22 protein-coding genes are annotated in these 24,216 nt (G+C 72.4%); 13 read left to right on the forward strand and 9 right to left on the reverse strand.

The annotated features are described in order from the left end of the window. Positions 1 to 30: 30 nt before the first annotated feature. Both QOM21_RS11515 and QOM21_RS11520 read right to left on the reverse strand, forming a co-directional pair. On the reverse strand, positions 31 to 804 hold the full coding sequence (locus QOM21_RS11515; protein WP_407555634.1) for a 2,3-dihydro-2,3-dihydroxybenzoate dehydrogenase: 774 nt from the start codon (positions 802 to 804) through the stop codon (positions 31 to 33). A 53-nt stretch (positions 805 to 857) separates the two neighbouring features. After that, complete coding sequence (locus tag QOM21_RS11520) at positions 858 to 2,027, reverse strand: 3-deoxy-7-phosphoheptulonate synthase (protein WP_407549822.1); 1,170 nt, start codon at positions 2,025 to 2,027, stop codon at positions 858 to 860. Positions 2,028 to 2,292: 265 nt separating this feature from the next. Here QOM21_RS11520 and QOM21_RS11525 point away from each other — a divergent pair, with 265 nt between their 5' ends. The 3 genes from QOM21_RS11525 (at position 2,293) to QOM21_RS11535 (ending at position 5,411) form a co-directional block, all read left to right on the forward strand. Continuing rightward, the gene (locus QOM21_RS11525; protein ID WP_407549823.1) at positions 2,293 to 3,309 is read left to right on the forward strand and encodes a 3-oxoacyl-ACP synthase III family protein; all 1,017 of its coding nucleotides are present in this window, start codon (positions 2,293 to 2,295) and stop codon (positions 3,307 to 3,309) included. 67 nt (positions 3,310 to 3,376) lie between these two features. Then, positions 3,377 to 4,168, forward strand: a complete 792-nt coding sequence (locus QOM21_RS11530) for an arylamine N-acetyltransferase family protein (RefSeq protein ID WP_407549824.1) — start codon at positions 3,377 to 3,379, stop codon at positions 4,166 to 4,168. A 43-nt stretch (positions 4,169 to 4,211) separates the two neighbouring features. Further along, positions 4,212 to 5,411, forward strand: a complete 1,200-nt coding sequence (locus QOM21_RS11535; RefSeq protein ID WP_407549825.1) for an MFS transporter — start codon at positions 4,212 to 4,214, stop codon at positions 5,409 to 5,411. A 588-nt stretch (positions 5,412 to 5,999) separates the two neighbouring features. On the opposite strand, the gene QOM21_RS11540 is transcribed toward QOM21_RS11535, so the two are convergent. Continuing rightward, complete coding sequence (locus QOM21_RS11540; protein ID WP_407549826.1) at positions 6,000 to 7,457, reverse strand: MFS transporter; 1,458 nt, start codon at positions 7,455 to 7,457, stop codon at positions 6,000 to 6,002. A 217-nt stretch (positions 7,458 to 7,674) separates the two neighbouring features. Between QOM21_RS11540 and QOM21_RS11545 the strand changes: the two genes are divergently transcribed. The 5 genes from QOM21_RS11545 (at position 7,675) to QOM21_RS11565 (ending at position 11,645) form a co-directional block, all read left to right on the forward strand. After that, positions 7,675 to 8,433, forward strand: coding sequence for an SDR family NAD(P)-dependent oxidoreductase (locus QOM21_RS11545; protein WP_407549827.1), 759 nt, complete (start codon positions 7,675 to 7,677; stop codon positions 8,431 to 8,433). 14 nt (positions 8,434 to 8,447) lie between these two features. Next, entirely contained in the window at positions 8,448 to 8,936 is a 489-nt protein-coding gene (locus QOM21_RS11550; RefSeq protein ID WP_407549828.1) for a cupin domain-containing protein, read from the forward strand. Between the two features lie 117 nt (positions 8,937 to 9,053). After that, positions 9,054 to 10,022 (forward strand): amidohydrolase family protein, encoded by a 969-nt coding sequence (locus QOM21_RS11555; protein ID WP_407549829.1) that lies wholly within the window; start codon positions 9,054 to 9,056, stop codon positions 10,020 to 10,022. 124 nt (positions 10,023 to 10,146) lie between these two features. After that, entirely contained in the window at positions 10,147 to 10,419 is a 273-nt protein-coding gene (locus QOM21_RS11560; RefSeq protein WP_393895776.1) for a response regulator transcription factor, read from the forward strand. Continuing rightward, entirely contained in the window at positions 10,419 to 11,645 is a 1,227-nt protein-coding gene (locus tag QOM21_RS11565) for an MFS transporter (protein ID WP_407549830.1), read from the forward strand. The genes QOM21_RS11560 and QOM21_RS11565 overlap by 1 nt, the downstream gene beginning before the upstream one ends. Positions 11,646 to 11,731: 86 nt before the next feature. On the opposite strand, the gene wrbA is transcribed toward QOM21_RS11565, so the two are convergent. Further along, the gene (gene wrbA, locus QOM21_RS11570; RefSeq protein ID WP_407549831.1) at positions 11,732 to 12,352 is read right to left on the reverse strand and encodes an NAD(P)H:quinone oxidoreductase; all 621 of its coding nucleotides are present in this window, start codon (positions 12,350 to 12,352) and stop codon (positions 11,732 to 11,734) included. A gap of 305 nt (positions 12,353 to 12,657) precedes the next feature. Here wrbA and QOM21_RS11575 point away from each other — a divergent pair, with 305 nt between their 5' ends. Next, positions 12,658 to 13,773, forward strand: coding sequence for a transaldolase family protein (locus QOM21_RS11575; protein WP_407549832.1), 1,116 nt, complete (start codon positions 12,658 to 12,660; stop codon positions 13,771 to 13,773). 210 nt (positions 13,774 to 13,983) lie between these two features. On the opposite strand, the gene pabB is transcribed toward QOM21_RS11575, so the two are convergent. Both pabB and QOM21_RS11585 read right to left on the reverse strand, forming a co-directional pair. After that, positions 13,984 to 16,071 carry an aminodeoxychorismate synthase component I gene (gene pabB / locus QOM21_RS11580; protein ID WP_407549833.1) on the reverse strand — a complete coding sequence of 696 codons (2,088 nt, stop codon included), beginning with the start codon at positions 16,069 to 16,071 and terminating at the stop codon, positions 13,984 to 13,986. Continuing rightward, a complete protein-coding gene (locus QOM21_RS11585; RefSeq protein ID WP_407549834.1) occupies positions 16,071 to 16,778 on the reverse strand; it encodes a 50S ribosomal protein L11 methyltransferase in 708 nt (235 codons plus the stop codon). Before QOM21_RS11585 ends, pabB begins: the two co-directional genes overlap by 1 nt. A gap of 280 nt (positions 16,779 to 17,058) precedes the next feature. Here QOM21_RS11585 and QOM21_RS11590 point away from each other — a divergent pair, with 280 nt between their 5' ends. Further along, complete coding sequence (locus tag QOM21_RS11590) at positions 17,059 to 18,999, forward strand: helix-turn-helix domain-containing protein (protein ID WP_407549835.1); 1,941 nt, start codon at positions 17,059 to 17,061, stop codon at positions 18,997 to 18,999. A gap of 25 nt (positions 19,000 to 19,024) precedes the next feature. Here QOM21_RS11590 and QOM21_RS11595 read toward each other — a convergent pair whose 3' ends face one another. Continuing rightward, positions 19,025 to 20,374: an IS701 family transposase gene (locus tag QOM21_RS11595; RefSeq protein ID WP_407549836.1), complete on the reverse strand. Its 1,350-nt coding sequence runs from the start codon at positions 20,372 to 20,374 to the stop codon at positions 19,025 to 19,027. A gap of 195 nt (positions 20,375 to 20,569) precedes the next feature. After that, a complete protein-coding gene (locus QOM21_RS11600) occupies positions 20,570 to 20,857 on the reverse strand; it encodes a hypothetical protein (RefSeq protein WP_407549837.1) in 288 nt (95 codons plus the stop codon). Between the two features lie 87 nt (positions 20,858 to 20,944). Here QOM21_RS11600 and QOM21_RS11605 point away from each other — a divergent pair, with 87 nt between their 5' ends. The 3 genes from QOM21_RS11605 to QOM21_RS11615 all read left to right on the forward strand — a co-directional run bounded on the left by QOM21_RS11605 (position 20,945) and on the right by QOM21_RS11615 (position 23,068). Beyond that, positions 20,945 to 21,760 (forward strand): Scr1 family TA system antitoxin-like transcriptional regulator, encoded by an 816-nt coding sequence (locus QOM21_RS11605; RefSeq protein ID WP_407549838.1) that lies wholly within the window; start codon positions 20,945 to 20,947, stop codon positions 21,758 to 21,760. Continuing rightward, a complete protein-coding gene (locus QOM21_RS11610; RefSeq protein ID WP_407549839.1) occupies positions 21,757 to 22,011 on the forward strand; it encodes a DUF397 domain-containing protein in 255 nt (84 codons plus the stop codon). The genes QOM21_RS11605 and QOM21_RS11610 overlap by 4 nt, the downstream gene beginning before the upstream one ends. Before the next feature lie 781 nt (positions 22,012 to 22,792). Continuing rightward, the gene (locus QOM21_RS11615; protein ID WP_407549840.1) at positions 22,793 to 23,068 is read left to right on the forward strand and encodes a hypothetical protein; all 276 of its coding nucleotides are present in this window, start codon (positions 22,793 to 22,795) and stop codon (positions 23,066 to 23,068) included. Positions 23,069 to 23,080: 12 nt separating this feature from the next. On the opposite strand, the gene mnmA is transcribed toward QOM21_RS11615, so the two are convergent. Beyond that, the gene (gene mnmA, locus QOM21_RS11620; RefSeq protein ID WP_407549841.1) at positions 23,081 to 24,211 is read right to left on the reverse strand and encodes a tRNA 2-thiouridine(34) synthase MnmA; all 1,131 of its coding nucleotides are present in this window, start codon (positions 24,209 to 24,211) and stop codon (positions 23,081 to 23,083) included. Positions 24,212 to 24,216: the final 5 nt, after the last annotated feature.

The following is a 24,216-nucleotide window of genomic DNA, read 5'->3' on the forward strand; positions in this document are numbered from 1 at the left end:
GTTTTCCTCCAGGGGCTCCATGGCCGCGGGTCAGACGCCGAGCGCGGCGCCGCCGTCGACGGTGAGGTCGTGCATGGTGATGTGGGCGGCCTGGTCGGAGAGCAGGAAGGCCACCGCGTCCGCCACGTCCTCGGGACGGGCGATCTTGCCCAGCGGGATGCCCACGCGGTATGCCTCGGGCCGGCCGTCGATGGTGGACCGTGGGCCGGACTCGTCCTGCCACATCGAGCTGAGCATCGGCGTCTCGGTGGAGCCGGGGGCGACCAGGTTGCAGCGGATGCCCTCCTTGGCCACCTCCAGGCCCAGGCACTTGGTGAACATCGTGGCCGCGGCCTTGGAGGCGGCGTAGGCGGCCATCTCGACCCGCGCGGTGCCGGCCGCGTTGGACGCGACGGTGACCAGGGCCCCGCCGCGGCCCCGCCGGATCATCCGGTTGACCACCGCGCGGGAGACGAAGAAGACGCCGGTGGTGTTGACCGCGAAGGTGACGGCCCAGTCCTGGTCGGTAAGGGCGCGGGCCTCCGAAAGGCGCAGCACGCCCGCGGCGTTGACCAGGAAGTCCAGCGGGCCGAGGGTGTTCTCGACCCGGTCCACGACCGCCTCGACGTCGTCGCTCGAGGTGACGTCGCCGGCGAACGCGGCCGCCTCCAGGCCGTCCGCCCGCAGTTTGTCGACCACATCTGCGAGCCGTTCGGCGTCCCGGTCCACCGCGGCCACCTTCGCGCCGCGCTCGCCCAGGGCGCGCACGACCGCCGCGCCTATCCCGCCGGCCGCCCCCGTGACGAGGGCGACCCTGCCTTCCATTTCCATTTCTCGCTACCTCCATTGCCTACTGCGAGGCGAATTCCAGCTCACGGTCAGCCGCGCCATGCGGACGCCACCGCTACCGCCTGGGACGGGTTGAGACGGGGGTCGCAAAGGGTGGTGTACTTCTCCCCGACGCCGGGAATCTCCGACTCGCCGACCGCGCATTCCGTGACCTGGTCCGGAGTGGTTTCCAGGTGCATTCCGCCGTCGACGCCGCCGGCTTCGGAAACGGCGCTCTGGAAATCCGTCACCTCGCGGATGACGGTTTCCACACACCGCGTCTTCAGGCCGACGGGACTGTTGACGGTATTTCCGTGCATCGGGTCGGTCAGCCAGATCACCGGGTGTCCGGCGGCCCGTACGGCACGTACCAGCGGCGGCAGCACCGCCCGTACCGCGTCCGCGCCCATCCGTGCGATCAGGGTCAGCCGGCCCGGCTCGCGCCGCGGGTCCAGGCGCTCGCACAGCGCGAGGATCTCCTCCGGCGTCATCTGCGGTCCGACCTTGCAGGCGACCGGGTTGTCCACGGCGGCGAGCAGTGCGACGTGCGCACCGTCCACCTGGCGGGTCCGCTCGCCGATCCACGGCCAGTGCGCGGAGCCGAGCAGCAGCCCGCCGTCCGGCTGCTGCCGCACCATCGACAGCTCGTAGTCCAGCAGCAGCGCCTCGTGGCTGGTCCAGACGGGCGGGTCGACCTGGCGGCGTCGCCCGTCGCCGGACCAGCCGAGCTTCTCGGAGACCAGCCGGGCGGCGGTCAGCCCGGAGAGCATGCGGGTGGGGTCGGGGCGGCGCAGCTCCGGGTCGGGTTCCGGGCCGTTGACCATGTGCCCGCGGTAGACGGGCAGTTCGACGCCGCCGACGACCTCGGTGGGCCGGGAGCGCGGCTTGCCGTACTGCCCGGCGATCCGGCCGACCCGGATCACCGGCTTGTCGGTGTTGAGCTTCATGGTGCCGGCGAGCATGTCCAGCAGCGCCGTCTTGCGCGCGACGTCGCCCGGCGTGCTCTCGGCCGGGTCCTCGGCACAGTCCCCGGTCTGGATCACCTGGAGTTCGCCCGAGGCGACCCGGGCGAGCAGCGCCCGCAACGCGCGGACGTCCTCCGGCCGGACCAGCGGGGGTGCGCTCTTCAGTTGCGCAACGACCGCGCGGAGACTTTCGGTGTCCGGCCAATCCGGCTGTTGGTGCGCCGGCAATGAATGCAGGCGTTCGAGACTACGCACTTCATTCCTCCCGTTTGAGTAGCGGCGGCAAGTAGCCACTTGCCCGGAAGTCTGTGGCGCGTATTAGTCGAACACCAATCCAAAATGGGTTACTTAGTCAAGTGAGGGCTGCGTCACGAAAGGCGCAGTGCCGCGGACTTCTGACACAGTCGTCGCCAGTTGACAAAGTAATACGCCGCAAATTGACACTCTTTCACCGGGTGACCATCGTTGGCGAGGAAATGAGGGGACGGTTCTTCTCACCGACGAAGGATGCGAGATGACAATGGCAACGACTGCGGAAGACGGCCGGTACGGCGGACCATCGCCCGTCGGCGTGCTCGGCACCGGCTCGTATCTCCCAGGTCATGTGGTCGGCAACGACGAGGCGGGCGAGGCGGCGGGCGTCGACGACGCGTGGATCACCCGCAAGACCGGTATCCGCGCCCGGCGCTGGGCCAAGCCCGACGAGGCGACCTCGGACCTGGCCGCGGCGGCCGGGCGGGCGGCCCTGCGGAGCGCCGGCATCAGTGCCCGGGACCTGTCGCTGATCGTGGTGGCGACCTCCACCCCCGACTCCCCGCAGCCGCCGACCGCGGCCGTCGTCGCCGACCTGATCGGGGCGACCCCGGCCGCCGCCGCGTTCGACCTGAACGCCGTGTGCAGCGGCTTCGTCTTCGCCCTCTCCGTCGCGCAGCGCACCGTGCAGCCCACCGGCGGGCACGCGCTGGTCATCGGCGCGGACATCTACTCCCGCATACTCGACCGCACCGACCGCCGCACGACGGTGCTGTTCGGTGACGGCGCGGGCGCCGCGGTGCTCGGCCCCACGGCCACCGGCGGCGGCATCCTCGCCACCCGCCTCGCGACGTTCCCCGGCTACCGGGACCTGATCGAGGTGCCGGCGGGCGGCAGCCGCCGGCCCGCCTCGGAGTACACCCTCGCCGACGGCGCGCACTACTTCCGCATGAACGGCCGCGCGGTGCGCGAGTTCGTCGCGGAGCACGTGCCGCCGGCCGTGCACGAGCTGCTGCGCAGGGCCGGCGTCCGGCCCGACGAGATCGACCATGTCATCCCCCACCAGGCCAACGCGGTGATGCTCGACGAGCTCGGGCGGTCCCTGGAGCTGCCGCGCGCCCGCCTGCACACGACGGTCGTCGACTACGGCAACACCGGTGCCGCTTCGGTACCGATCACTCTCGACGCGGCCGTCACCTCCGGTGCGGCCCGGCCCGGGGACCTCGCGCTGCTCGCCGGTTTCGGCGGGGGCATGGCGGCCGGGCTCGCCCTCGTCCGCCTCTGACCCCGTCCGCCCGGCGCCCGCACCACCGGCGCACCGACCTTCCCGACCCGCGAACCGAGGAGCATCCATGCTGACCCCCGAGGCCGTCGACGCGTATCTGCACCGTATGGGCACCAAGCGGCCCGAGCGTGCGACCGGCGCGGCGCTGCGCGAGCTGCACGAACGCCACGTGCTGTCCATACCGTTCGAGAACATCGACTTCAATCTGCGGCTGCCCGTCGACATCGGCGCCGACGCCGTACCGAAGATCACCGAGCAGCGGCGCGGCGGCGGCTGCTACGAGCTCAACGGCGCCTTCTCCGAGGTCCTGCGGGCCCTGGGCTACGACGTCACCGTCATGGCGGGGCGGGTGCTGGAGAACGGCGAACTCGGCCCTCTCATGGGGCACTTGATCCTGCGCGTCGTCGCCGAGGACTCCCCCGAACCGTGGCTGGTCGACGTCGGCTACGGCCGTGGCTTCCGCCACCCGCTGCGGCTCGACTCGCGTGCGCCGCAGGAGGACCCGCAGGGCACCTTCGAGCTCAAGGACGCCCCCGAGGGCGACATCGACGTCTACCGCAACGGCTCCCACCAGTACCGCTTCGAGCCCCGCCCGCGCGTCGTGGACGACTTCCGGCCGACGCTCTGGTGGTTCCAGAACTCCGCCGACTCGCCGTTCCTCACCCAGCTCTTCTGCACCCGGCCCACCGCCGAGGGCCGGGTCACCCTCAGCGGCCGCAAGCTCGTCCGGGTCGTCGACGGGCAGCGCACCAAGGAGGAACTGCCGGACGACGCCGCGGTATTCGACGCCTACCGCACGCACTTCGGGTTCGAGCTCGATGCCCTGCCCCACCCGCCGGCCGCCCCCGCAGCCGGCTGAGCCATGCCTCACCAGGCCGAAAGAGCCTAGAGAGAGATCCCTGATGTTCCTGAAATTCTTCGCCCTCACCATGTCGCTCTTCGTCATCGGCACCGGCGAGCTGCTGCCCGGCGGGGTGATCGAAGACCTCTCCGCCGGGCTGGGCGTGTCCCTGCCCACCGCGGGGCTGGTCATCACCGCCTACGCCGCGACGGTGGTCTTCGGTGGCCCGCTCGTCACGGGGCTGACCACCCGGATGTCGCGTCGCGGTCTGCTGCTCGCCCTGATGGTCACCGCCACCGTCGGCAACGCCATCGCGGCGTTCGCCCCCACCTACGGTGTGCTCATCGTCGGCCGCGTCATCGCCGCCCTCTCGCACGGCACGTTCGCGGCGGCGAGCTTCGTCGTCGCGGCGAGCCTGGTGCCGCCGGAGAAGGCCGGCTCGGCCGTCTCCAAGGTACTGCTCGGCTTCAACCTGGCGTCGGTGCTGGGTGTTCCGCTCGGCACCCTGATCGGCCAGCAGTTCGGCTGGCAGGCGCCGTTCCGTACGACGGCGGTGCTGTCCCTGCTCTGCGTGGTCATGCTCGCGGTGCTCATCCCCGGCGGTGCCGAGGGCGCGCCCACGTCCGTCCGCGACGAGCTGCGGGTCTTCGCCAAGAAGGAGATCCGCACCGGCATCCTGACCACCGCGCTGGCCACCGGCGGCTTCTTCACCGTGGTCACGTACATGGTGCCGCTGGCCACCCAGGTCGGCGACTTCCCCGAGTCGTCGGTGCCGGTGATGCTGGTCGTCTACGGCGTCGGTTCGATCGTCGGCAACTGGGTCGGCGGCCGGCTCGCCGACCGCGCCCTGCTGCCCACGCTCGCCGGCACCCTGGCCGCGCTGACCGCGACCAGTGCGCTGTTCTGGGTGGTCGCCCCGGTGACGGCCCTGGCCTGGGCCTTCTTCTTCCTCTTCGCCGTCGCCACCTTCGCGATCCTGCCCGCGCTCCAGGGCCGGGTGCTCAGCGCCGCGGCCGAGGCCCCCACCCTGGCGGTCACCGTGAACGTGTCGGCCCTCCAGGTCGGCGCCACCCTCGGCTCCTGGTACGGCGGCCGGGTGATCGATGTCTTCGATGTCCGGGCCATCACGCTCGCCGCCGCCCTCCTGGTCCTGCTGGCCACCGCCATCGGAACCCGCAGCTGGCTCAAGGCCCGCACGCCCGCTCTCACCCCCGCACCGGCCGCCGCCCCCGCACACCCCGTCGAGGCCGGCACCTCCTGACCATCCACCACCCCCGAGCGCAGGCCCCCGCGAACGCCGCGGGGGCCTGCGCGCTTTCCCGGGGCGGCGGCAGCCACCGCAACGGCAGAGCGGGAATTGGGCAGCTTGTCACCCGCTTCGACGACCTCAACCAGCCGCTCGCGTCGGACAGTTCGCCGACCGAGCCGGTGCAGCGCTTACGGCGGCAATCGCGGCGCACAGGCTGCGGTTGCCTCCCTGCTCATCGGCGGCCGCTCGCCCTTGCGTCGCGCACGCCTCCGCCCAAAGCCGTACCGAGCCACGATGCACGCGTCCGTGAGCACTCCCCTTCACGGCCCGGCCAACTCCGGACTGCCGCGCAGAGCGCTCCCCCGCACCTCGACGGGCCCCCGGGCGGTCGGCGGTGAGCCGGGCACCGACCCCAAGCGGCTCGAAGGTTCACCGCACCGCAGCCCGGTACGGGTCCGCCAGGCACCCCAGCCGCCGGCTTCACGCACGACAGGGCACCCCGGACGCTGAGCCACACACCGGCCCCCAACGCCCCCGGCCGCGCCCCCTGTAATGGGGGCGCGGCCGGTTCGGGCGCGGGGAGGATGCGCGGAGGCGTGCTCAGGGTGTCGGGGCGGGCGTGCGGCGGACCCGTAGCCAGAGCGCCAGCAGGGCGCCGGCCACGGCGAGTCCGGCGGCGACCCACAGCCCCGCCGCGTATCCGGAGGTGAGCGCGTCGGCGCCGGTGGGTGCGGAGGCCGCCGCGGTACGTTCGGCGGCGACCGCGGTGAGCACCGCCGCGCCGATCGCGTTGCCCGCGGCCATCGTCGTCTGCACCCAGCCGGAAGCGCTGCCCGCGACGTCCTCGGTCAGCCCGCCGGTGCACACCACGTACAGGGACGGCAGGGCCGCGCCGAGGGCCGCGCACCACACCACCGACGGGAGGATGAACGCGGTCAGCAGCGGCCCGTCGGCGTCCAGGGCGAGCGCCCACCAGGCGCCGGCCGCGGCCTGCACCGCGAGTGTCCCGATCAGGGTGGTGACCGCGCCGAGCCGGGCGATGAGCCGGCCGGACAGCTGCGAGGCGATCAGCGCGGCGACGTTGGGCGGGACCAGCAGGGCCGCGGCGGGCACCGGGTCGAGCCCGCGTGCCTGCTGGAGGTACAGGCTCGCGACGGTGAAACCGCCGAGCAGGATCGCCCCGGCGAGCAGGTTCGCGGCGTTGCCGAGCACGACGTTGGGCATCCGGAACAGCACCCGCGGAACGAGCGGGGTGCGGGCCGTGCGCTGACGTACCGCGAACGCGCCGAACAGCAGGGCCGCGCCCGCGAGTTGCAGCAAGGTGGTGGGTGCCAGCCAGCCCTGCGCGCCGCCGCGTACGGCCGCGTGGATGACGAGGGTCAGGCCACCCGTGCAGGCGAGCGCCCCGGTGAGGTCGATGCCGCCGGTGGTCGTGGGGCGGCCCTTGGGGAGCGCCCGCAGCGCGAGGGCGAACACCACGATGCCGATCGGGATGTTGATCAGGAAGGCCAACTGCCAGGCCACGGCGGAGAACAGGCCGCCGAGAAGCACACCGGCCGCCCCGCCCACCCCGTTCATGCCGCCCCACAGGACCATGGCCCGGTTGCGCGGCGGGCCTTCCTCGAAGAGGTCGGTCACCAGCGCGAACGCGGCGGGCGAGACCAGGGCGGCGCCCAGGCCCTGGGCGACGCGGGCGGCGATCAGGTGCCAGGACTGGGTGGAGACCGCGCAGGCGAGCGAGGCCAGCGTGAAGACCACCAGGCCGCAGCAGAACAGCCGCCGGCGGCCGAAGGTGTCCGCGGCCTTGCCGCCGACCAGCAGGAACCCTCCGTACGCCAGCATGTAGGCGTCCAGCACCCAGGCGATGGAGGACGGCGAGAAGGCCAGGTCGCGCTGGATGGAGGGGATGGCCGAGACGACCATGCTGCCGTCCAGGATCACCATGAACTGGATGACGGCGAGCAGGAAGAAGACCGGCCAGGGGGGACGCGCGGAGGGTGCTTCGCGACCCGCGGACGGGCCGCGTGGTCGGACGTCGGTAGCGGCGATTTCAGCCATGCGGAAACTCCCGGTCAGGCAGTGGGGAACCCCGCTCGTGCGCGAGGGGGTGGAACACCCCTCAGCGTCACGCGCCCGAGGACCCCGGCACATCACGTGTTCGTGGGATGTGTGCGGGCCGCCGCCGGGCCACTGTTTCGGTGCCGGGCCGCGTCGCCCGGCACCACCTGACACCCCATGACACGCATGTCACCCATGCACAGCTGAGGAGTTCACCATGGCAGCACGCTTCGCCGGGAAGGTCGCCCTGGTCACCGGCGGCGGTTCGGGCATCGGCCGCAACACCGCGCTGGCCTTCGCCCGCGAGGGGGCCGCCGTCGTCGTCACCGGCCGGACGGCCGACACCGTCGGGCAGACGGTCAAGCTGATCGAGAGCGAGGGCGGCACGGCGAGCGCGGTCGTCGCGGACGTCTCCGTGCCCGAGGACGTGGCCCGCGTCGTGGCGACCGTCGCCGAGCGGCACGGCGCCCTGGACATCGCCTTCAACAACGCCGGCACCTTCACCGCGGGCAGCCTCGCCGAGGTCCCCGACGAGGAGTTCGCCCGGGTGCTGGCCACCAACCTGACCAGCGTGTTCCTCTCCATGAAGCACGAGATCGGCTTCATGCGCGAGCACGGTGGCGGCGTCATCGTCAACAACGCCTCCAACCTCGGCCATGTGACGATCCCGGGGCTTGGCACCTACTCCGCGTCCAAGGCCGCCGTCTCCCAGCTGACCCGGTCCGCGGCGAAGGAGTACATAGCCGACGGCATCCGGATCAACGCCGTCAGCCCCGGCCCGATCGACACTCCGCTGTGGCCGCTGCTGCCCGGCGAGACCGAGGCGGAGCGCGCCGGCCGGATGGCGACCGGGCTGCCGCTGGGCCGGGCCGGGACGCTGGACGAGGCGACCTCCGCGGTGCTGTGGCTGGCCGCGCCGGAGTCCGGTTTCGCGGTGGGCCACGACCTGGTCATCGACGGCGGCGTCAGCGCGTAGGGAGGGGGCCGGCGATGAGCTTCGATCACGAGCGGGCGCCCCGCGCCATCTATGTACCGCCGGGGGCCGGCCTGAGCCGCTGGGTCTTCGGCGACCGCTACACCATCAAGGCCGATGTGCACACCACCAACGGCGCCCTGGGGCTGATGGAGGGCATCGTGCCGCCCGGCGGCGGCCCGCCGCCGCACATCCACCACAAGGAGGACGAGGCGTTCTACCTCCTCGAAGGGGAGCTGGAGCTCGTCAACGGCGACCGCCAACTGACCGCAGAGGCAGGATCGTTCGTCTTCGTTCCGCACGGCACGGTGCACGGCTTCAAGAACGTCTCCGACCAGCCCTGCAAGATGCTGATCATGTTTCTGCCGGGCGGGGTGGAGCAGTTCTTCGCCGAGGTCGGCACACCGGCCGACGAGAACACACCGCCGCCCCCGCCGAGCCAGTACGAGAACGACGTGGAGAACGCGATGCGCATCGTCTCCAAGTACGGCGCGACGTACGTATAGCGACGTACGTACAGCGCCGCCCGCCCACACCGCACGGAAGGGTGCCGGGGCCGCGGAACACGCCGGTCCGCGCCCCCGCACCGGAAACCGCGCCCCGCACCGGAAGAGGGAGCCGTAATGCACGATCTGCCGTCACTCATCGATGTCCACCACCATGCGATTCCGCCCGCCTATGCAAAATCGCTGGGAAATCGGGTGGCGATTCCCGGGGTCGATTATCCGACCTGGTCCCCGGAGGAAAGTCTGGAGGTGATGGACCGCAACGGCATAGGTACCGCTGTTTTGTCGATCACCGCGCCCGGCGTGACGTTTCTCGACGACGACGCGGATCCCGCCGCCGCCCGCCGGATGGCCCGGACGGTCAACGAATACTTCGCCGGGCTGATCGAGGCGCACCCGGACCGCTTCGGAGCGTTCGCGGTGCTCCCGCTGTCCGACCCCGCGGCCGCCAAGGACGAACTCGGCTATGCGATCGACGAGCTGAAGCTCGACGGGGCGGGGGTGCTCACCAGCTACCGCGGCCGCTATCTCGGCGATCCGGCGTTCGAGCCGGTGCTGGCGGAACTGGCCGACCGCGGGGTTCCGGTGCATGTGCACCCGGGCACACCGCCCGCCCGCGACCTGGCGACCTTCGACCTTCCGCCGTCGCTCTACGAATTCACCTTCGAGACCACCAGGACCGTCGCGAGCCTGCTGTTCAACGGCGTCCTGGACCGGCAGCCGCACCTGAAGATGATCGTCTCGCACGCCGGCGGCACGCTGCCGTTCCTGGCCAAGCGCCTGACGTACGGACCGACCATCGGCTCCTATCTGGCCGACCGGGCGCCCGCCGACGTCATCGCGACGCTGCGCCGCCTCTACTACGACATCGCGATGTCGGCGAACGAGTTCTCGCTGCCCGCCCTGCAGAAGCTCGCCGATCCGGAGCGCATTCTCTACGGCAGCGATTTCCCCTTCATGCCGGCCGCGCACACCGCGGAGAACACCGCCGGCTTCGCGGAATATGACGGCTGGTCGGAAAAGGACCGGGTTGCCGTGGGCCGCTCGAACGCCCTTTCCCTCTTTCCCCGGCTGACCCGGAGTTGACCTAGTCCGGGCCACTTGACGAAGTGGGCGCGTCCGCGTTGTCCGCACTTCCCGTCCGCACCGAGACTCAGGCGTGCAACAGTCGTTCACGCCGCTCTGCGGAATTCACGGACGGGATTTCTCGATGTCCATTCAGCCACTTTCCAAGGCGCGGCGTACGCCCACCCGCGCATTCGGGTGGGACAGTCTCACCCGGTCGGAACTGCGGGTCGCCCGGCTGGTCGCCGAGGGCCTCACCAACCGGGCCGTCGCGCGGCGGCTGGGCATCTCGCCGCACACCGTGGACACCCATCTGCGGCACGCCTTCACCAAGTTGGACATCGGCTGCCGGGTGGCACTGACCCGGTACGTCCTGACCCACGACACCGGCCCTGACGAGGGCCGCGAGGCCGCGTAATGGCCTCCGCCGCGCCGGTCGCCCCGGATGTCCCGGCCGTCGGGGCACCGGCACCGGCCCCCGCGCCGGCGCCCGCGGCACCGCGGGGGCGCTCCGCCGCCCGGCTGCCCGGCCTCCATCTGGCGGCGGCCGTCGGCAACGCCGACTGGCACCTCACCGCTCCCCTGCTGGCCGTGCTGGCCACGTCCCTGCACACGGATCTGGCCACGGTCACCGCCGCGATCGGCGCCTACTCGCTGGGCCAGGGCCTGGCCCTGCCGCTGTGGGGACGGCTCTCCGACCGGTACGGGCCGCGCCGGGCCCTGCGCTGGGGCCTGACCGCCGCCGCCGTGGCCGCCGCGGCGGCCGCGTTCGTCGACAGCCCCGCCCTGTGGGTCGCCGCCCGCGCCGCCTGCGGCGCGGGCTTCGCCGCGGTCGCGCCCTGCGCCGGGCTCTACCACGACGCTCTCGGCGACACCACCGTCCGGCAGCGCGCCTACGCGCGGATGATGACCCTCACGGCGGGCGCCGCCATCGCCACGCCCGTGCTGGCCGGGCTCGCGGCCCGGTCCATCAGCTGGCGGCTGGTGTTCGCCGTCGTCGCGGTACTCGCCGCCCTGCTCACCTGGTACGCGCGCGCCCTGCCGCCCGGGGCCGCCACCGGTGCCGTACGGGTACGCCGCCCGCTGACCGGCCTCGTCCGCTCCCCCGGTCTGTGGGCGCTGGCAGGGCTGGGCACGGCCGAGGGGCTCGTCATGCTCGGGCTGCCCGCCCTGCTGGCCCCCACGCTGACCGCGGTCCGCCCCGGCGGCGACGCCGCGCTGCTGGTCACGGTGGTGTACGGAGCGAGCGTCTGCGCCGGCTCCGTCGGGATACGGCTGCGCGCCCCTGCCCGTCCCGCCCGGCTGCTGGCCCTGGGCGGCGGCGCGAGCCTGCTGGCGGCGGCGCTGCTCGCGGTCCGGCCCACGGTTCCCGTGGTGTTCGCCGCCGCGATCCTGCTGGGCTGCGCCTGGGGCCCCCTGCACACCACGCTCCAGACCTGGGCGCCGCGCATGCTGCCCGCCGGAGCGCGCGGCACGGCCACGTCCGTCCTGGCGATGTCGGGCGTACTGGCCTGCGCGGCGGGCGTCGCCCTGGCCGCGCCGATGATCGAACGGGGCGCGTTCACCGCTCTGTTCGCCGCCCTCGCGACGGTTGCCGCGGTCCTCTGCGGGGCCTGTGCGGCGGCCGGCCGCCGGTGGCGATGAGCCTGCCCGGGAGGCGGCGCGGCTGAGGGGCCCGGGCTACTCGCCCGGGCCCCTCAGCCGCAGCCGCTCTCCGTCGCGGTCGCGCCTCAGCCGACCCCGAGCCCTCCGCGCTCCAGCGCCGAGGCGATTTCCACGCAGCGGCGTGCCTGGTAGGCGACGGCTGCGAGGTTTTCGTCGTGCACGGCGCCCGGCTGGTTGCCGGAGACGCTGCTGGCGCCGTACGGGTTGCCGTTGTGCGCGGACCACTGGACCGGGTCGGCCCAGCCGGTCGGGACGATGAGCGCGCCCCAGTGGTAGAAGGTGTTGTTCAGCGCCAGCAGGGTGCTCTCCTGGCCGCCGTGGGCCTGCGCGGTGGAGGTGAAGGAGCCGGCCACCTTGCGCGCCAGCTTCCCCTCGGCCCACAGGCCGCCGGTGGTGTCGATGAACTGCTTGAGCTGGGCGGCCGGCAGGCCGAAGCGGGTGGGGGTGCCGAAGAGGATGACATCCGCCCAGTCCAGGTCGTCGACGGTGGCGAGCGGCACGTCCGCCGTCTCGGCTGCGTGTGCGGCCCATGCCGGGTTGGCCGCCACCGCGTCCGCGGGCGCCAGCTCCGCGACCTTGCGCAGCCGCACCTCGGCGCCCGCCTTCTGCGCGGACTCCGCGGCGGACCGGGCGAGTTGGTGGACATTTCCGGTGGACGAGTAGTAGACGACGGCTGCGGTGATCACGGTGGGCCTCCTCGGCATGCGGCCCGTCGGTCGGACGGGGCCAGGGGTGGAGCCCGAGAGTGCGGAAGGCGCCGGGGCTCCGGCCAGCCGGCGGAGCGCTCTTCGTCAGGTGCGGCGGGCATCTGGCGAAAAGCGTTCGGCACCTGACGAAGTAGCCGACCAGGTCCTGCCGTGCCCCTTACGGGGCCCCTATGGTCGTGACGAACCTGTCCCGCCCGCCCCCCGGACGTCTCGGCCGTCGGCTCCCGACCCGAACACCCGGCTGTCGGCTTCCGAACGTTGCCCTGAGGGGAGAACTGCGCCCCATGACGATGCGACGGCCCACCGGTGACTGCCTCAAACGGCTGCGGGGCGAAGGTGTGTCGGTCTGGCTGGACGGACTGAGCCGGGAGCTGCTGACGTCGGGCGAGCTGGCGAAGCTGGCCGCGGAGCGGCCGCTGGCCGGGCTCACCACCGCGGGCCACGACATCATCGACGACCTGACGGGCCCCGCCTACCGCGCCCAGCTCGACGACTTCACCGAGCGCGGCAGCCCTCCTCAGGAGGCGGCCCGCCGTCTGCTGGCCTTCGACGCCCGCGGGGGCTGCGATGTGTTCCTGCGTTCCTACCGGGCGAGTTCGGGCCGTACGGGCCTGGTCTCCATCGAGCCGGCGCCGGTACCCGACCGTGCCCTGGCGGCCGAGGCCCGCGCGGCGTGGTGGGCGGTGGACCGGCCCAATCTGCTGCTGAAGCTGCCGCCCACCGAGGAGTCGCTGGGCGCGGTCAGCGAGCTGGTCGCCGAGGGCGTCGGGGTGGATGTCACGCCGGTGTTCTCCGTCGACCGCTACGAGCAGGTGCAGGACGCGCTGTTCACAGGTCTGGAACGGGCACGGCGTAGGGGCCTCCGCCTCGGCGCGGTGCACACCGCCGTCTCGCTGCCCATCGCCCCGGTCGACGCGGCGGCCGACGCCCGGCTCACCGACGCCGGGGTGCCGCCCGGCCGCCCGCCCATGGGGCGCACCGCCCTCGCCCATGCCCGGCTGGTCTACCACGCCTACGAACGCGGGCTCGGCGGCGACCGCTGGCGCGCACTGGCCGCGGCCGGCGCCCACCCCCCACGGCTGGTGTGGACGGCGACCGAGGCGCGCGGCCCGGCGGGTCCCGATACCCGCTATGCCGACGGTCTGGTGGCCTGGGGCGTGACGAGTTCGATGTCCCGGCGCACGCTGGACGCGGTGTCGCGGCGGGCGCTGCTGAGCGGTGACACCCTCTCCGGGCGCCATGTCTCCGCCCGCCTCGATCTGGCCGCGCTCGCCGAGTTCGGGGTCGGCTTCGCGCGTCTCGCGGGCGATCTGGAGCGCTCCTGGCTGGCCGGCCGTCGCGCCGTGTGGGACGAACTGTGCGAGCGCGTGGCGAAGCTCTTGAGCGTCCCGGAGTTCTGAACGCCCCGGATGGCTACGGGGGTTACCACTGCTCGGCGGCACGGGCGAGGATTCAGGACAGTCGGCGCCCGTTGCGTCGGGGCGGGCGACCCGCACCCGCGCGGCAGGGCGGCGGACCGTCCGAGCGGGCCGGGGAACCGGAGCAGGGGCCGCACGGCCGTGGTGCGCCGTGAGCCCCTGCCCGGTCGGTCCGGTCGCCCGCCGCCCCGGTCAGGCCGGTTGCGGTACCGGGTGGCGGTCCGGGAAGGAGCCGCCGGACAGCGCGAGCAGCGGGGCCGACTTGACCGCGGTCTCCTCGAACTCGGCCGCGGGGTCGGACAGGGCGACGATCGCGCCGCCGGTGCCGTAGCGGACCCGGCCCGGTGTGAGGACGACGGTGCGGATGACGATGCTGAGGTCGGCGGCGCCCGAGAGCGAGAAGTAGCCGATGGCGCCGGCGTAGACGCCGCGCGGCCCGCCCTCCAGCCGGTCGATGATCCGCATGGTGCGGATCTTGGGTGCGCCGGTCATCGAACCGCCGGGGAAGGCGGCCCGGACGCAGTCCACCGCCGAGTGCTCCGGCCGCAGCCGGGCACGGACCGTGCTGACCAGCTGGTGCACCGTCTCGTACGTCTCGACCTGGAAGATCTCGTCGGCCCGCACGGTGCCCGGCACGGCGCAGCGTCCCAGGTCGTTGCGGACCAGGTCGACGATCATGAGGTTCTCGGAGCGGTCCTTCTCGTCGGCCCGCAATGCGGCGCGCAGCGCGTCGTCCTCGGCCGGGGTTTCGCCCCGGGGCCGGGTGCCCTTGATGGGGCGCGATTCGGCGACACCGTCGGCGCCGATGCGGACGAACCGCTCGGGCGAGGTGCTGAGCACCGACAGGTCACCGAAGGCCAGGTACGCGCCGAACGGTGCCGGGCTGGCCCGTCGCAGTGTCCGGTAGGTCTGCCAGGGGTCGGGGCCCCCGGCCCCCTCGATCATGTTGGTCAGGCACACCTCGTACGTCTCGCCCGCCGCGATCTCCTCCTGGCAGGCCGCGATGAGCCCCAGGTACTGCTCCCGGTCGTGCCGTAGCCGCAGCGCGCCGAGGGGGGCCGCGCCGGGGGCCGCTGGGAGGGTCCGGCCGGTGGTGTCGGCCAGCTTCCGTGCGGTGTCGGCCAGCCAGCCGCGGGCGGCGGCCGTTTCGCCGTCCTCCGCGAGGGCCAGCAGGTAGGTGACGCGCTGCAGGTGGTCGAAGACCACGGCGCGGTCGGCGAAGACCATGGTCGCGTCCGGCTCCGTGGAGCGGTGTGCCCGGTCTCCGCCGCACTGGGCCTTGAGTTCGTAGCCGAGGTAGCCGACCCAGCCCAGCGCGAAGTCGCAGGGCAGTGCGGGGCTCTTGACGTCCGTGCCGCGCAGGTCGCGGTCGAGCCACTCCAGGAAGGGCGCGGTGACCTGGGAGGTGCCGTGCGCGCCGGTGACGGTGACCGTGGTGTCGGAGACATCTGCGCGTGCCACGCGGGCCAGCGGGCCGGACGCGTCGCCCATGACGGAGAAGCGTCCGCGGTCGGCGTCCTGGCGTGCCGCGTCGAGCCAGAAGGGGTGCGGGCCGTCCCGGAAGAGCCGGTCGAAGACCACCTCGTCGCTCCAGCGGGTGGGCAGCGTCTCGACCAGGACCTCCAGGCGGCGCGGCGGCGCGGCGCTCCCGTCGCGGTCACCCGCGCGTGCCGCGGTGGCCGGCGGTACGGCGCGAGCCGGACGGTGATGATCGGCCAACTCCACGAAGTTCCGCATGAGTTGGTGTCCGTGCTCGGTGCAGATGGACTCGGGGTGGAACTGCACGCCCCACATGGGCCGCTGCCGGTGCCGCAGCCCCATGAGCACACCGTCGGGGGTCCGGGCCGTCGCCTCCAGTTCGGCCGGCAGGTCCGTGACGGTCAGGGAGTGGTAGCGCACCACCTCCATCGGCGACGGGATGCCGGCGAACAGTCCGGTGCCGTCGTGCAGGACGGGCGAGGTGCGGCCGTGCCGGGGCTCCGGGGCGCGGCGTACGGTGCCGCCGTGCCAGTGGGCCAGTCCCTGGTGGCCGAGGCAGATGCCCAGCAGGGGCAGTTCGCAGGTCTGGATGAGTTCCCGGCAGATGCCGAAGTCGCCCTCGCGGTCGGGGCTTCCGGGGCCCGGGGAGAGCACCACGGCGTCGAACCCGTCGAGCGTCTCGGGCCGCCAGGCCGGGTCGTCGTTGCGCATCACCACCGGCTCGTGGCCGGTGGCCTCGGCTATCCGGTGCACCAGGTTGTAGGTGAAGGAGTCGTAGTTGTCGACCAGGAGGATGCGCATCAGGCCGCCACCACCTGGAGGAGCAGGTGCTCCACGGTGTCCGGGCCGTCCTGGATCTCGCGGCGTCGGCGGGTGATCAGGGCGCGGCCGGTCTCCTCGGCGAGGGCGTGCAGGGCGTCCAGGTCGCCGCGGCTGCTGAAGTGCAGGAAGGCGGTGCCGCCGTCGGTGGTCCAGCGGGGGGCTTCGGCGAGGTAGCGGCGGTGCGCTTCGTATCCCGGGTCGACGTAGGCGCACTCCTGGGTGGTGCGGTAGCGGTAGTCGGCGGGCGCGAGGACGTAGTTGGAGTGCCAGAAGACCACGTCGAAGCGCTCGTTCTCGGGCAGCGCGGCGAACAGGTCGCTGTAGACCGGGCGCAGCCGGTCGGCGACGCCGTGCCGGCGGGCGTTGAGCTCGGTGTTGCGGACGGCGTGCGGGTTGATGTCGGACGCCACCACCCGGTCGCAGCCCATCAGCGCGGCCATCACCGCGACGATGCCGGTCCCCGATCCGACCTCCAGCAACGAGCCCCGGCGGGGCAGTTCCACGTCCTCGAAGCAGCCCAGGAATTCGAGGGAAACGCCGGTGGAGGGTGAGTAGTTGGGTGCGAAGACCTCGTCGAGCAGGTCCCACTCCCGGCCGCGCATCGAGAACACCTGCGGACGGTCCGCTCTGGTCCGGGCGTTCTCACTGCGTTCGAGCGACCGCGTATAGCTCTGTACTGCACGCATCGGTGCTTTCCCCCGTGCCGTTGGCTGGTTGGGCGCGGCCGGTTGCCGCGCTGCCGGTAAGCCTGTCGCACGGTGGGCCTTGGCCAGAAGGTCATCCGGCAACACTCTCCGAGGCCCTCTGCGGTGCCCGGAACACCCTCGACCGGACGGTTTTGTTCCACCTCAGCACTGCACACGTGCCTCACCCGGCACCGGGGTAAATCAACGTTGACTACCCCGGCGCGACCATCTACGTTCGAGCCAGGCGCGAGGGGATTTCGCTCCATCCGGGGGGTAGTTTGTGATTTCGCGTCCTGAGACGGCGGTCGGTGCGCTCACCGTCCTCGAACTGCTCGCCCAGGAAGCCCCGCCCAGCGCCTTCGACACCGTCGTGCATGACGCGCGGGCCGCCGGCTTGCCGGCCGATCAACTCACCCATATAGAACGCGCCAGGGAACTCGCGCTGAGCGTGCAGGCGCTCTTCCAGCACCGCGAGCAGCGCGAGGCCGGCCTGAACGCACTGGTCGAGACGGCACGTGACCTCACCCTGCCGTACACCCTCGCCGCCCTGCTGAAGGTCATCACGCAGCGCGCCCGCCGCCTGCTGCATCTGGACATGTCCTACATCAGCTTCCCGGCGGAGCGGGCGGGCGACTTCTACGTCCACAGCGCGGACGGTCAGACCACCGCGCTGACCGAGGGCATGCCCGTGCCCGGCACCTCCGGTCTGGCGGTGGACGTGCAGAACGGCTCCGCGCCCTTCTGGACACCGGACTATCTCTCCGACGACCGCATCACCCACTCCGACGAGGTCGACGGCGTCGTCCGCGCCGAGGGGCTGCGCGCGATCCTGGCGGTGCCCCTGCGGCACGCCGACTCCTTCTTCGGCGTCCTGTACTGCGCGGACCGCAAGGTCCGGCACTTCTCGCCGCACGAGATCGCCCTGATGACCTCGCTGGCCGACCTCGCGGCCGTCGCCATCGAGAAGTCCCGCACCCTCAACCGCGTTCAGGCCGAGATCGCCGAACTGGAAATGGACATCTCCGCCGCCAAGTCCGGCCTCGCCGACGCCGCGCGGGGCCACGGCGCGCAGGCCCGGCTGACCGATCTGGTGCTGGAGGGCGGCGATCTGCACTCCCTGGCCCGGGTGGCCGCCGAGGAGCTGGACAGCACCGTGCTGGTGCTCGGCCCGGACGGCGCCACTCTCGCCCCGGCCGGCGAGCAGCCCGAGTGCCTCCCGGATTCCCTGGCCAGGGCCGCTCTCGACGCGCACCACAACCGCCGCCCGGTCCCGTTGGCGGACGGCACCTGGGTCGCGGCGATCGCCGCGGGCGCCGAGGACCTGGGCACCCTGGTGGTGCGCCCGGCAGAGGGCCCGGCCGGTCTCGACGAGCGGCTGCTGGAGCACACCGCCAGGACCGCCGCGATCATGCAGCTGATGCTGCGCAGCACGACCATCGCCGAGAGCCAGATCCGCGACGCCTTCTTCGACGATCTGCTGGCGGTGCCCCCGGGGCAGAGCGAGCAGTTGGAGGAGCGGGCCCGCCGGCTGTCCGTCGATCTGAACCGGCCGCATGTCGTGGTGGTCGCCAGACCCGAGGGCGGGGCCCAGGGCAGGGCGCTCATCTGGGCTTCGTCCTACACCTACCGCAAGGGCGGGCTGCGCAGCATCCGTGACGGCGTGATCTCGCTGCTGCTGCCCGGGGAGGACGCGGGCGCCGCCGCGAAGGAGGTGTCCGACGCGCTGACGCCCCTGTTGGAGCACCCGGTGACGGTCGGCGCGGCGGGCCCGTTCACAGGTCTCGACCCGGTTCGCCCGGCACTCGCGGAGGCGATGCGCTGCCTGGACGCCCTGGCCGCGCTGGACTGCCAGGGCACCACCGCCTCCGCCCGCGATCTCGGCTTCCTCGGCGTACTGCTGGGCGATGTGCGTGATGTGGCGGGCTTCATCGGGGACGCCATCGGCCCGGTGATCGCCTACGACGCCCAGCGCTTCACCCAGCTCGTGCAGACGCTGGAGGCGTATTTCGACGCGGGCGGCAGCCCGACGTACGCCGCCGAGACGCTGCATGTGCATCCGAACACCGTCTCCCGGCGGCTGGAGCGCATCACCGAACTCCTGGGCCCCGACTGGCAGAAGCCCGCCGCGACCCTGGAGATCCAGCTCGCCCTGCGCCTGCACCGGGTGCGCGGCGCGCTGCGTCCGTACGACGACGGCGCCCCGGGGCAGCCGGCCCGCTGACCCGCCGGGCACCGGGCACACCGCCTCAGCCGGCGCGCAGGGCACGGTCCGCACCGCCGAGGATCCGGACGGCGTGCGCGGCGGAGGCCAGGGTGGTGTGCCGGTGCCAGCCCTCGTAGGACCTGCCTTCGAAGTCCATCAGGCCGACCTGCGGGGACACTTCGGCGACGTCGCGGTCCACGCGCAGCGCGAGCTTGCCCAGCCGCAGCAGCCGGGCCGGGCTGACGCCGCGCAGGTCGGTCAGCCAGCAGGCGCGCGGCCAGCCACGCGGCGAGTCCCATTCGCCGACCAGCAGCAGGGGCCGGGAGCGCGGCGCCTCCGCGAGCCGCACCTGGACGGCTGCGACGTCGCTGCGCCGCACGGTCCCCTCCAGCGGGTCGTGCCAGTCGACCGGCCGCCGCAGCGTACGGACCATGTGGAGCAGTCGCTGCGCGGAGAACTCCCGGTCGCCCAGGCCCGGCAGCACCGGGTCGGCGGAGGTGAGGAGGGTGGTGCCGGAGGCGACGGCCACCAGCGGCATCCCGCTGCCGCCGAACCGCCGGACGGCCTCGGGAAGATCGGCGTCCGGAAGGTCCAGGACGACGGGCCGGGGCCGGATGCCCGAGCCGCTGCCGAGCCCGGCCACCGTCGCCGCGGCGCAGTCCACGGGGGTGCCCGTCGGGCGCCCGCCCGCGGCGCCGGCCTTGTCGCCCGAGAGCAGCAGCTGCCAGTCGACGGGGATCGACGCGTCCTTGGTCGCGCCCCAGGCGCCCAGCGCCTGCTGCCCGTTGACGACCTGGCCGAGCCAGGGGATATAGCGCCGCTCCACTCCGACGGAGTGGTGGCCGGCCTTCGGGATGACGATCGGGCGCACCACCCATGCCTCGGGCCGCAGCGTACGGTCGACGTAGCGGGCCAGCGCCTCGCGCATCGGCCGCCAGTGCCAGGTGGAGGAGCTGATGAAGTGGTGCAGGCTCTGTTCGGCGGCCCGGTCCCCCACGAACGACGCGATGTTGCGGATCGACTTGCGGCCTTCGGCGGCCAGCAGCCCCCGCAGGTACTGCTCGCCCTTGCGCCGCTGGTCACTGCGGGCCAGCGAGGCGAACATCAGCCCGCCCAGCTCGGCGATCAGCTCGTCGGGCGCCCGCCCGGGCTCCGGGTAGGCGTCCAGGGCCTTCGCGGCCCGCTCGGCCCTGCGCCGCCCGAAGACGTCGCCGTCATACGTGTCGTACGCGTCCCGCGCGATCCCCGCGCCGCCGGGCATCACGTGGTCGGTGTGGTCGGCGCGGTCGGTCACTGCGTGGTCGGTCACCGCTTGGTCGGTCACCGCGTTGTCGAACGCCACGTCGTGCGGCGTCACGTCGGCGCGGGCAAGAATTCCGGCTCGTGCTCCCATCGGACTCCCCCTTCATCCGGTTCGGTGAGTCCACACTGCGGCGCCGCGCCCACCCCGGCCCAGGTGTGCCCGGCACACACCTTCGCCCTCTCCCTGCGCACCGGACCACCGAAGACCGCCCTGGCCAGGGCGTTTCCTAGGGAAGGAGGGGTGGTGGCCGGACCACCACCCCCGCTCCGGCCCGGCGTCCTGCGGTCAGTTCCGCGCGACCCGTAACGCGTCGCTCAGCGCCTCCGCCAGCCGCCGCGACAGAAAGCGGAATTCGCGGTCCGGGACCTTCGGGTCGGCGTGCAGGGCGCGCGCGTGCCGCAGCAGTTCCTCGCCGATGCCGAGCTGCATCTCCTCGATGCTGTCGGCGAGATCGGACACCGGGCCGCCCGCACCGTCGGTGATCAGGAAGCAGGGGCGGTCGTCCGGGGTGCTCCAGGGCAGCAGCCTCATCTGCGGCGCGCAAGGTTCGGATCGTGGTGGTTCGTTCGTCATGCGGGCAAGCCTTCCCGCCCGCGTCTAGCCTGACCACAGGAAAGCGCCTACTGTGCGCTACCGCTCCGCAACTGTGCGAGGTGTGCGATGCCCCACAACGACGAACCGCCCGTGAGCCTCCGGATCTTCGGCAAACAGTCCCGGTACTTACGCGAGCAACGCGGCATGACGCGCCGCGAACTGAGCGCGCTGGTCCCATACTCCGAGTCCCTGATCGCGATGGTCGAACGCGGCGAACGACCGCCCAAGCCGGGCTACGTCGACGCGATCGACGCGGCCCTGGGCGCCGACGGCCTGCTGCGCGTCCTGATCCCCGACGTGGCCGAGAAGCATCACCCGGCGTGGGCCGAGGAGTACGTCAAACTCCAGGCGGAGGCCCTGGCGTTGCACGCGTACTCCACCCACTTCCTGCACGGGTTGTTGCAGACGGAGGAGTATGCGCGGGCGGTGTTCCGGTCGCGACGGCCAAGCCTCGACGACGAGGAGATCGACAAGGTCGTGCAGGCCCGCCTCGCTACGCAGCAGCTCCAGACACGCAAGCCCGCATGCCGGATGACCTTCGTGCTGGAGGAGTCCGTACTGCTGCGAAAGATTGGCGGAAGGCACGTATGGCAAGGCGAGTTGCATCACCTGACCAAGCTGGGCGAGCTGCACAACGTTCAGATCCAAGTCATGCCACTCTCCCGGGAGACACACGCCGGCGTGGACGGTCCGATGACACTGCTGGAAACACCGGACCACCACACGATCGGCTACGTGGAAGGCCAACAGGGCAGCTATTTCCTGACAGAACCCGATGACGTCAGCGTGCTGAGCCACCGGTACGGGACAATCCGATCTCAGGCCCTCGACGCCGAGGCGTCGCGAGCCCTCATTCAGCGTCTGCTGTCAGGAGAGGCATGAACACCGAACTGGCTTGGTTCAAGAGCAGTTACAGCGGCGGCGACGGCGAAGCCTGTGTCGAAGTCGCCGTTGCCTGGCGGAAGTCCAGCTACAGCGGCAGCGAGGGCGAAGCGTGCGTCGAGGTGGCTGCCTGCCCCGGCACCGTCCACGTCCGCGACTCCAAGGACATCTCGTTGCCCTCGATCGCGGTCAGCCCCGCATCCTGGGCGTCCTTCGTCGCATACGCGCAGGTCGCACCGGAAGCCGTCTGACGGGACACCGGTGGGGCGGCACCAGGTTCCGCCCCACCGTCCGCCGGTGAGCCGGACGGCCAACCAAAGAACCCGGGCAGAGAACCCCACCCACCTACCGCCGCTCCAACCGCTCACCCCATCGGGTGAGTTGGGCACGGAAGCGTCCGGAATGCGGGTTACGCTCGCCGCAGAGCCACGCCCGACGTGGCACCACAACCGCACACAGAACGGCCCCCGGCGGGACGGCAATCCCGGTCCGAGGGCCTGATCACAAGGAAGCGAAACCCTTCCCCATGACTTCAGCGCAGTCTAACGCGCCCTCGTCCGCGCCCTCGCGCACTTCCGGCGGCGTCACCCACATCCGTACGCGCCAGACCTCTCACTTCACCGTCCTCGCCAACCGCCTTGCGCAGCGCGCCGGTAGCGCGGTCACGGTCGGCGTCGCCGCGTACATCCTGTCGCTCCCCGACGGCGCACCGATCACCATCGAGGCGCTCTGTACGCACTTCGCCGAGGGCAAGGTCACCATCGCCGAGGCGTTACGCGAGCTGGAGGACGAGGGCTGGCTGGAGCGACGCGTCGAAAGCGGCCCGCGCGGCCGGATCATCACCCGCACCTTCGCCTACGACCTCCCGGGGCAGCCGGGAGTGCCGAGCCTGCCGGAGGAGCGTGCGTCGACCCGCGTCGAGGAATCCGACCCCGCTCCCGCTCCGGCCGCCGAGCCGTTCCCCGAGCCGCCCCGCCAACCCTCCCGGGAAGCCGCCCCCTCTCCCTCGCCCCGGAAGCCGATCGCGAGGCCGTGGACCTCTTGGCCCGGCTCCCCCACCGCGACCGCCGTCTGCTGCTCTCGGAGCGCGAGATCACCGCGCTGGCCCCGGCCGTCACGGACTGGCTCGCTCGTGGCGTGCCCGCCGAAGAGATCACGGCCGCCCTCACGCAGGGCCTCCCGGCGCGGCTCACCCGCCCGAGCGGCGAGCACTACCGGGCGTCGCTGGAGGCGGAGTTCGGGGAGCCGGTGCCGATCGGCGCCCCGATCGACGCCGAAATCGACACCACGGCGCTTTACACGTACTGACCGGGCGCGGGTCTACTCGACCCCCGCCGCCACCCGTCGCTCCGTCGTCGCGATGGTCGCCGAGCCGACGACCCGGCTCCCGTCGTAGAGGACGATCGCCTGGCCGGGGGCCACGCCACGGACCGGCTCGGTGAAGGTGACCCGGAGTTCGGTGTCGTCCACCACCTCTGCCGTCACCTCCGTCTCGCCGCCGTGGGCGCGGAGCTGGGCGGTGTAGGTGGCGGTTCCGGCGGCCGGGGGGCGGCCGCACCAGCGGGGACGGATGGCGGTCAGCGCCGTGACATCGAGGGACTCGACGGGGCCGACCGTGACGGTGTTGTCGACCGGGGAGATGTCCAGGACGTAGCGCGGCTTGCCGTCGGCGGCCGGGTGGCCGATGCGCAGGCCCTTGCGCTGGCCGATCGTGAAGCCGTACGCGCCCTCGTGCGTGCCGAGGCGGTTGCCGGCCTCGTCGACGATGTCTCCCTCGGCCGCGCCCAGCCGCTTGGCCAGAAAGCCCTGGGTGTCGCCGTCGGCGATGAAGCAGATGTCGTGGCTGTCGGGCTTCTTCGCGACGAACAGGCCGCGCCGGGCGGCCTCTTCGCGGATCTCCGGCTTGGTGGTGAGGGTGTCGCCCAGCGGGAACATGGCATGCGCCAACTGCCGGTCGTCCAGCACGCCGAGGACGTAGGACTGGTCCTTCGCCATGTCGGAGGCGCGGTGCAGCTCGCGGGTGCCGTCCTCGCGCAGGACGACGGTGGCGTAGTGGCCGGTGCACACGGCGTCGAAGCCGAGGGCGAGGGCCTTGTCCAGCAGCGCGGCGAACTTGATCTTCTCGTTGCAGCGCAGGCAGGGGTTGGGGGTGCGGCCGGCCTCGTACTCCGCGATGAAGTCGTCGACGACGTCCTCACGGAAGCGCTCGGCGAGGTCCCAGACGTAGAAGGGGATACCGATGACATCGGCGGCCCGGCGGGCGTCGTGCGAATCCTCGATCGTGCAGCAGCCCCGCGCGCCGGTGCGGAACGACTTGGGATTCTCGGAGAGCGCGAGGTGCACGCCTGTCACGTCGTGGCCGGCCTCGGCGGCGCGGGCCGCGGCGACGGCGGAGTCGACACCGCCGGACATGGCGGCGAGTACGCGGAGGCGGCGGGGAGCGTCAGTCATAACCC

Origin of the sequence: Streptomyces sp. Pv4-95, from assembly GCF_045782725.1 — a bacterium.
Classification (GTDB): domain Bacteria; phylum Actinomycetota; class Actinomycetes; order Streptomycetales; family Streptomycetaceae; genus Streptomyces.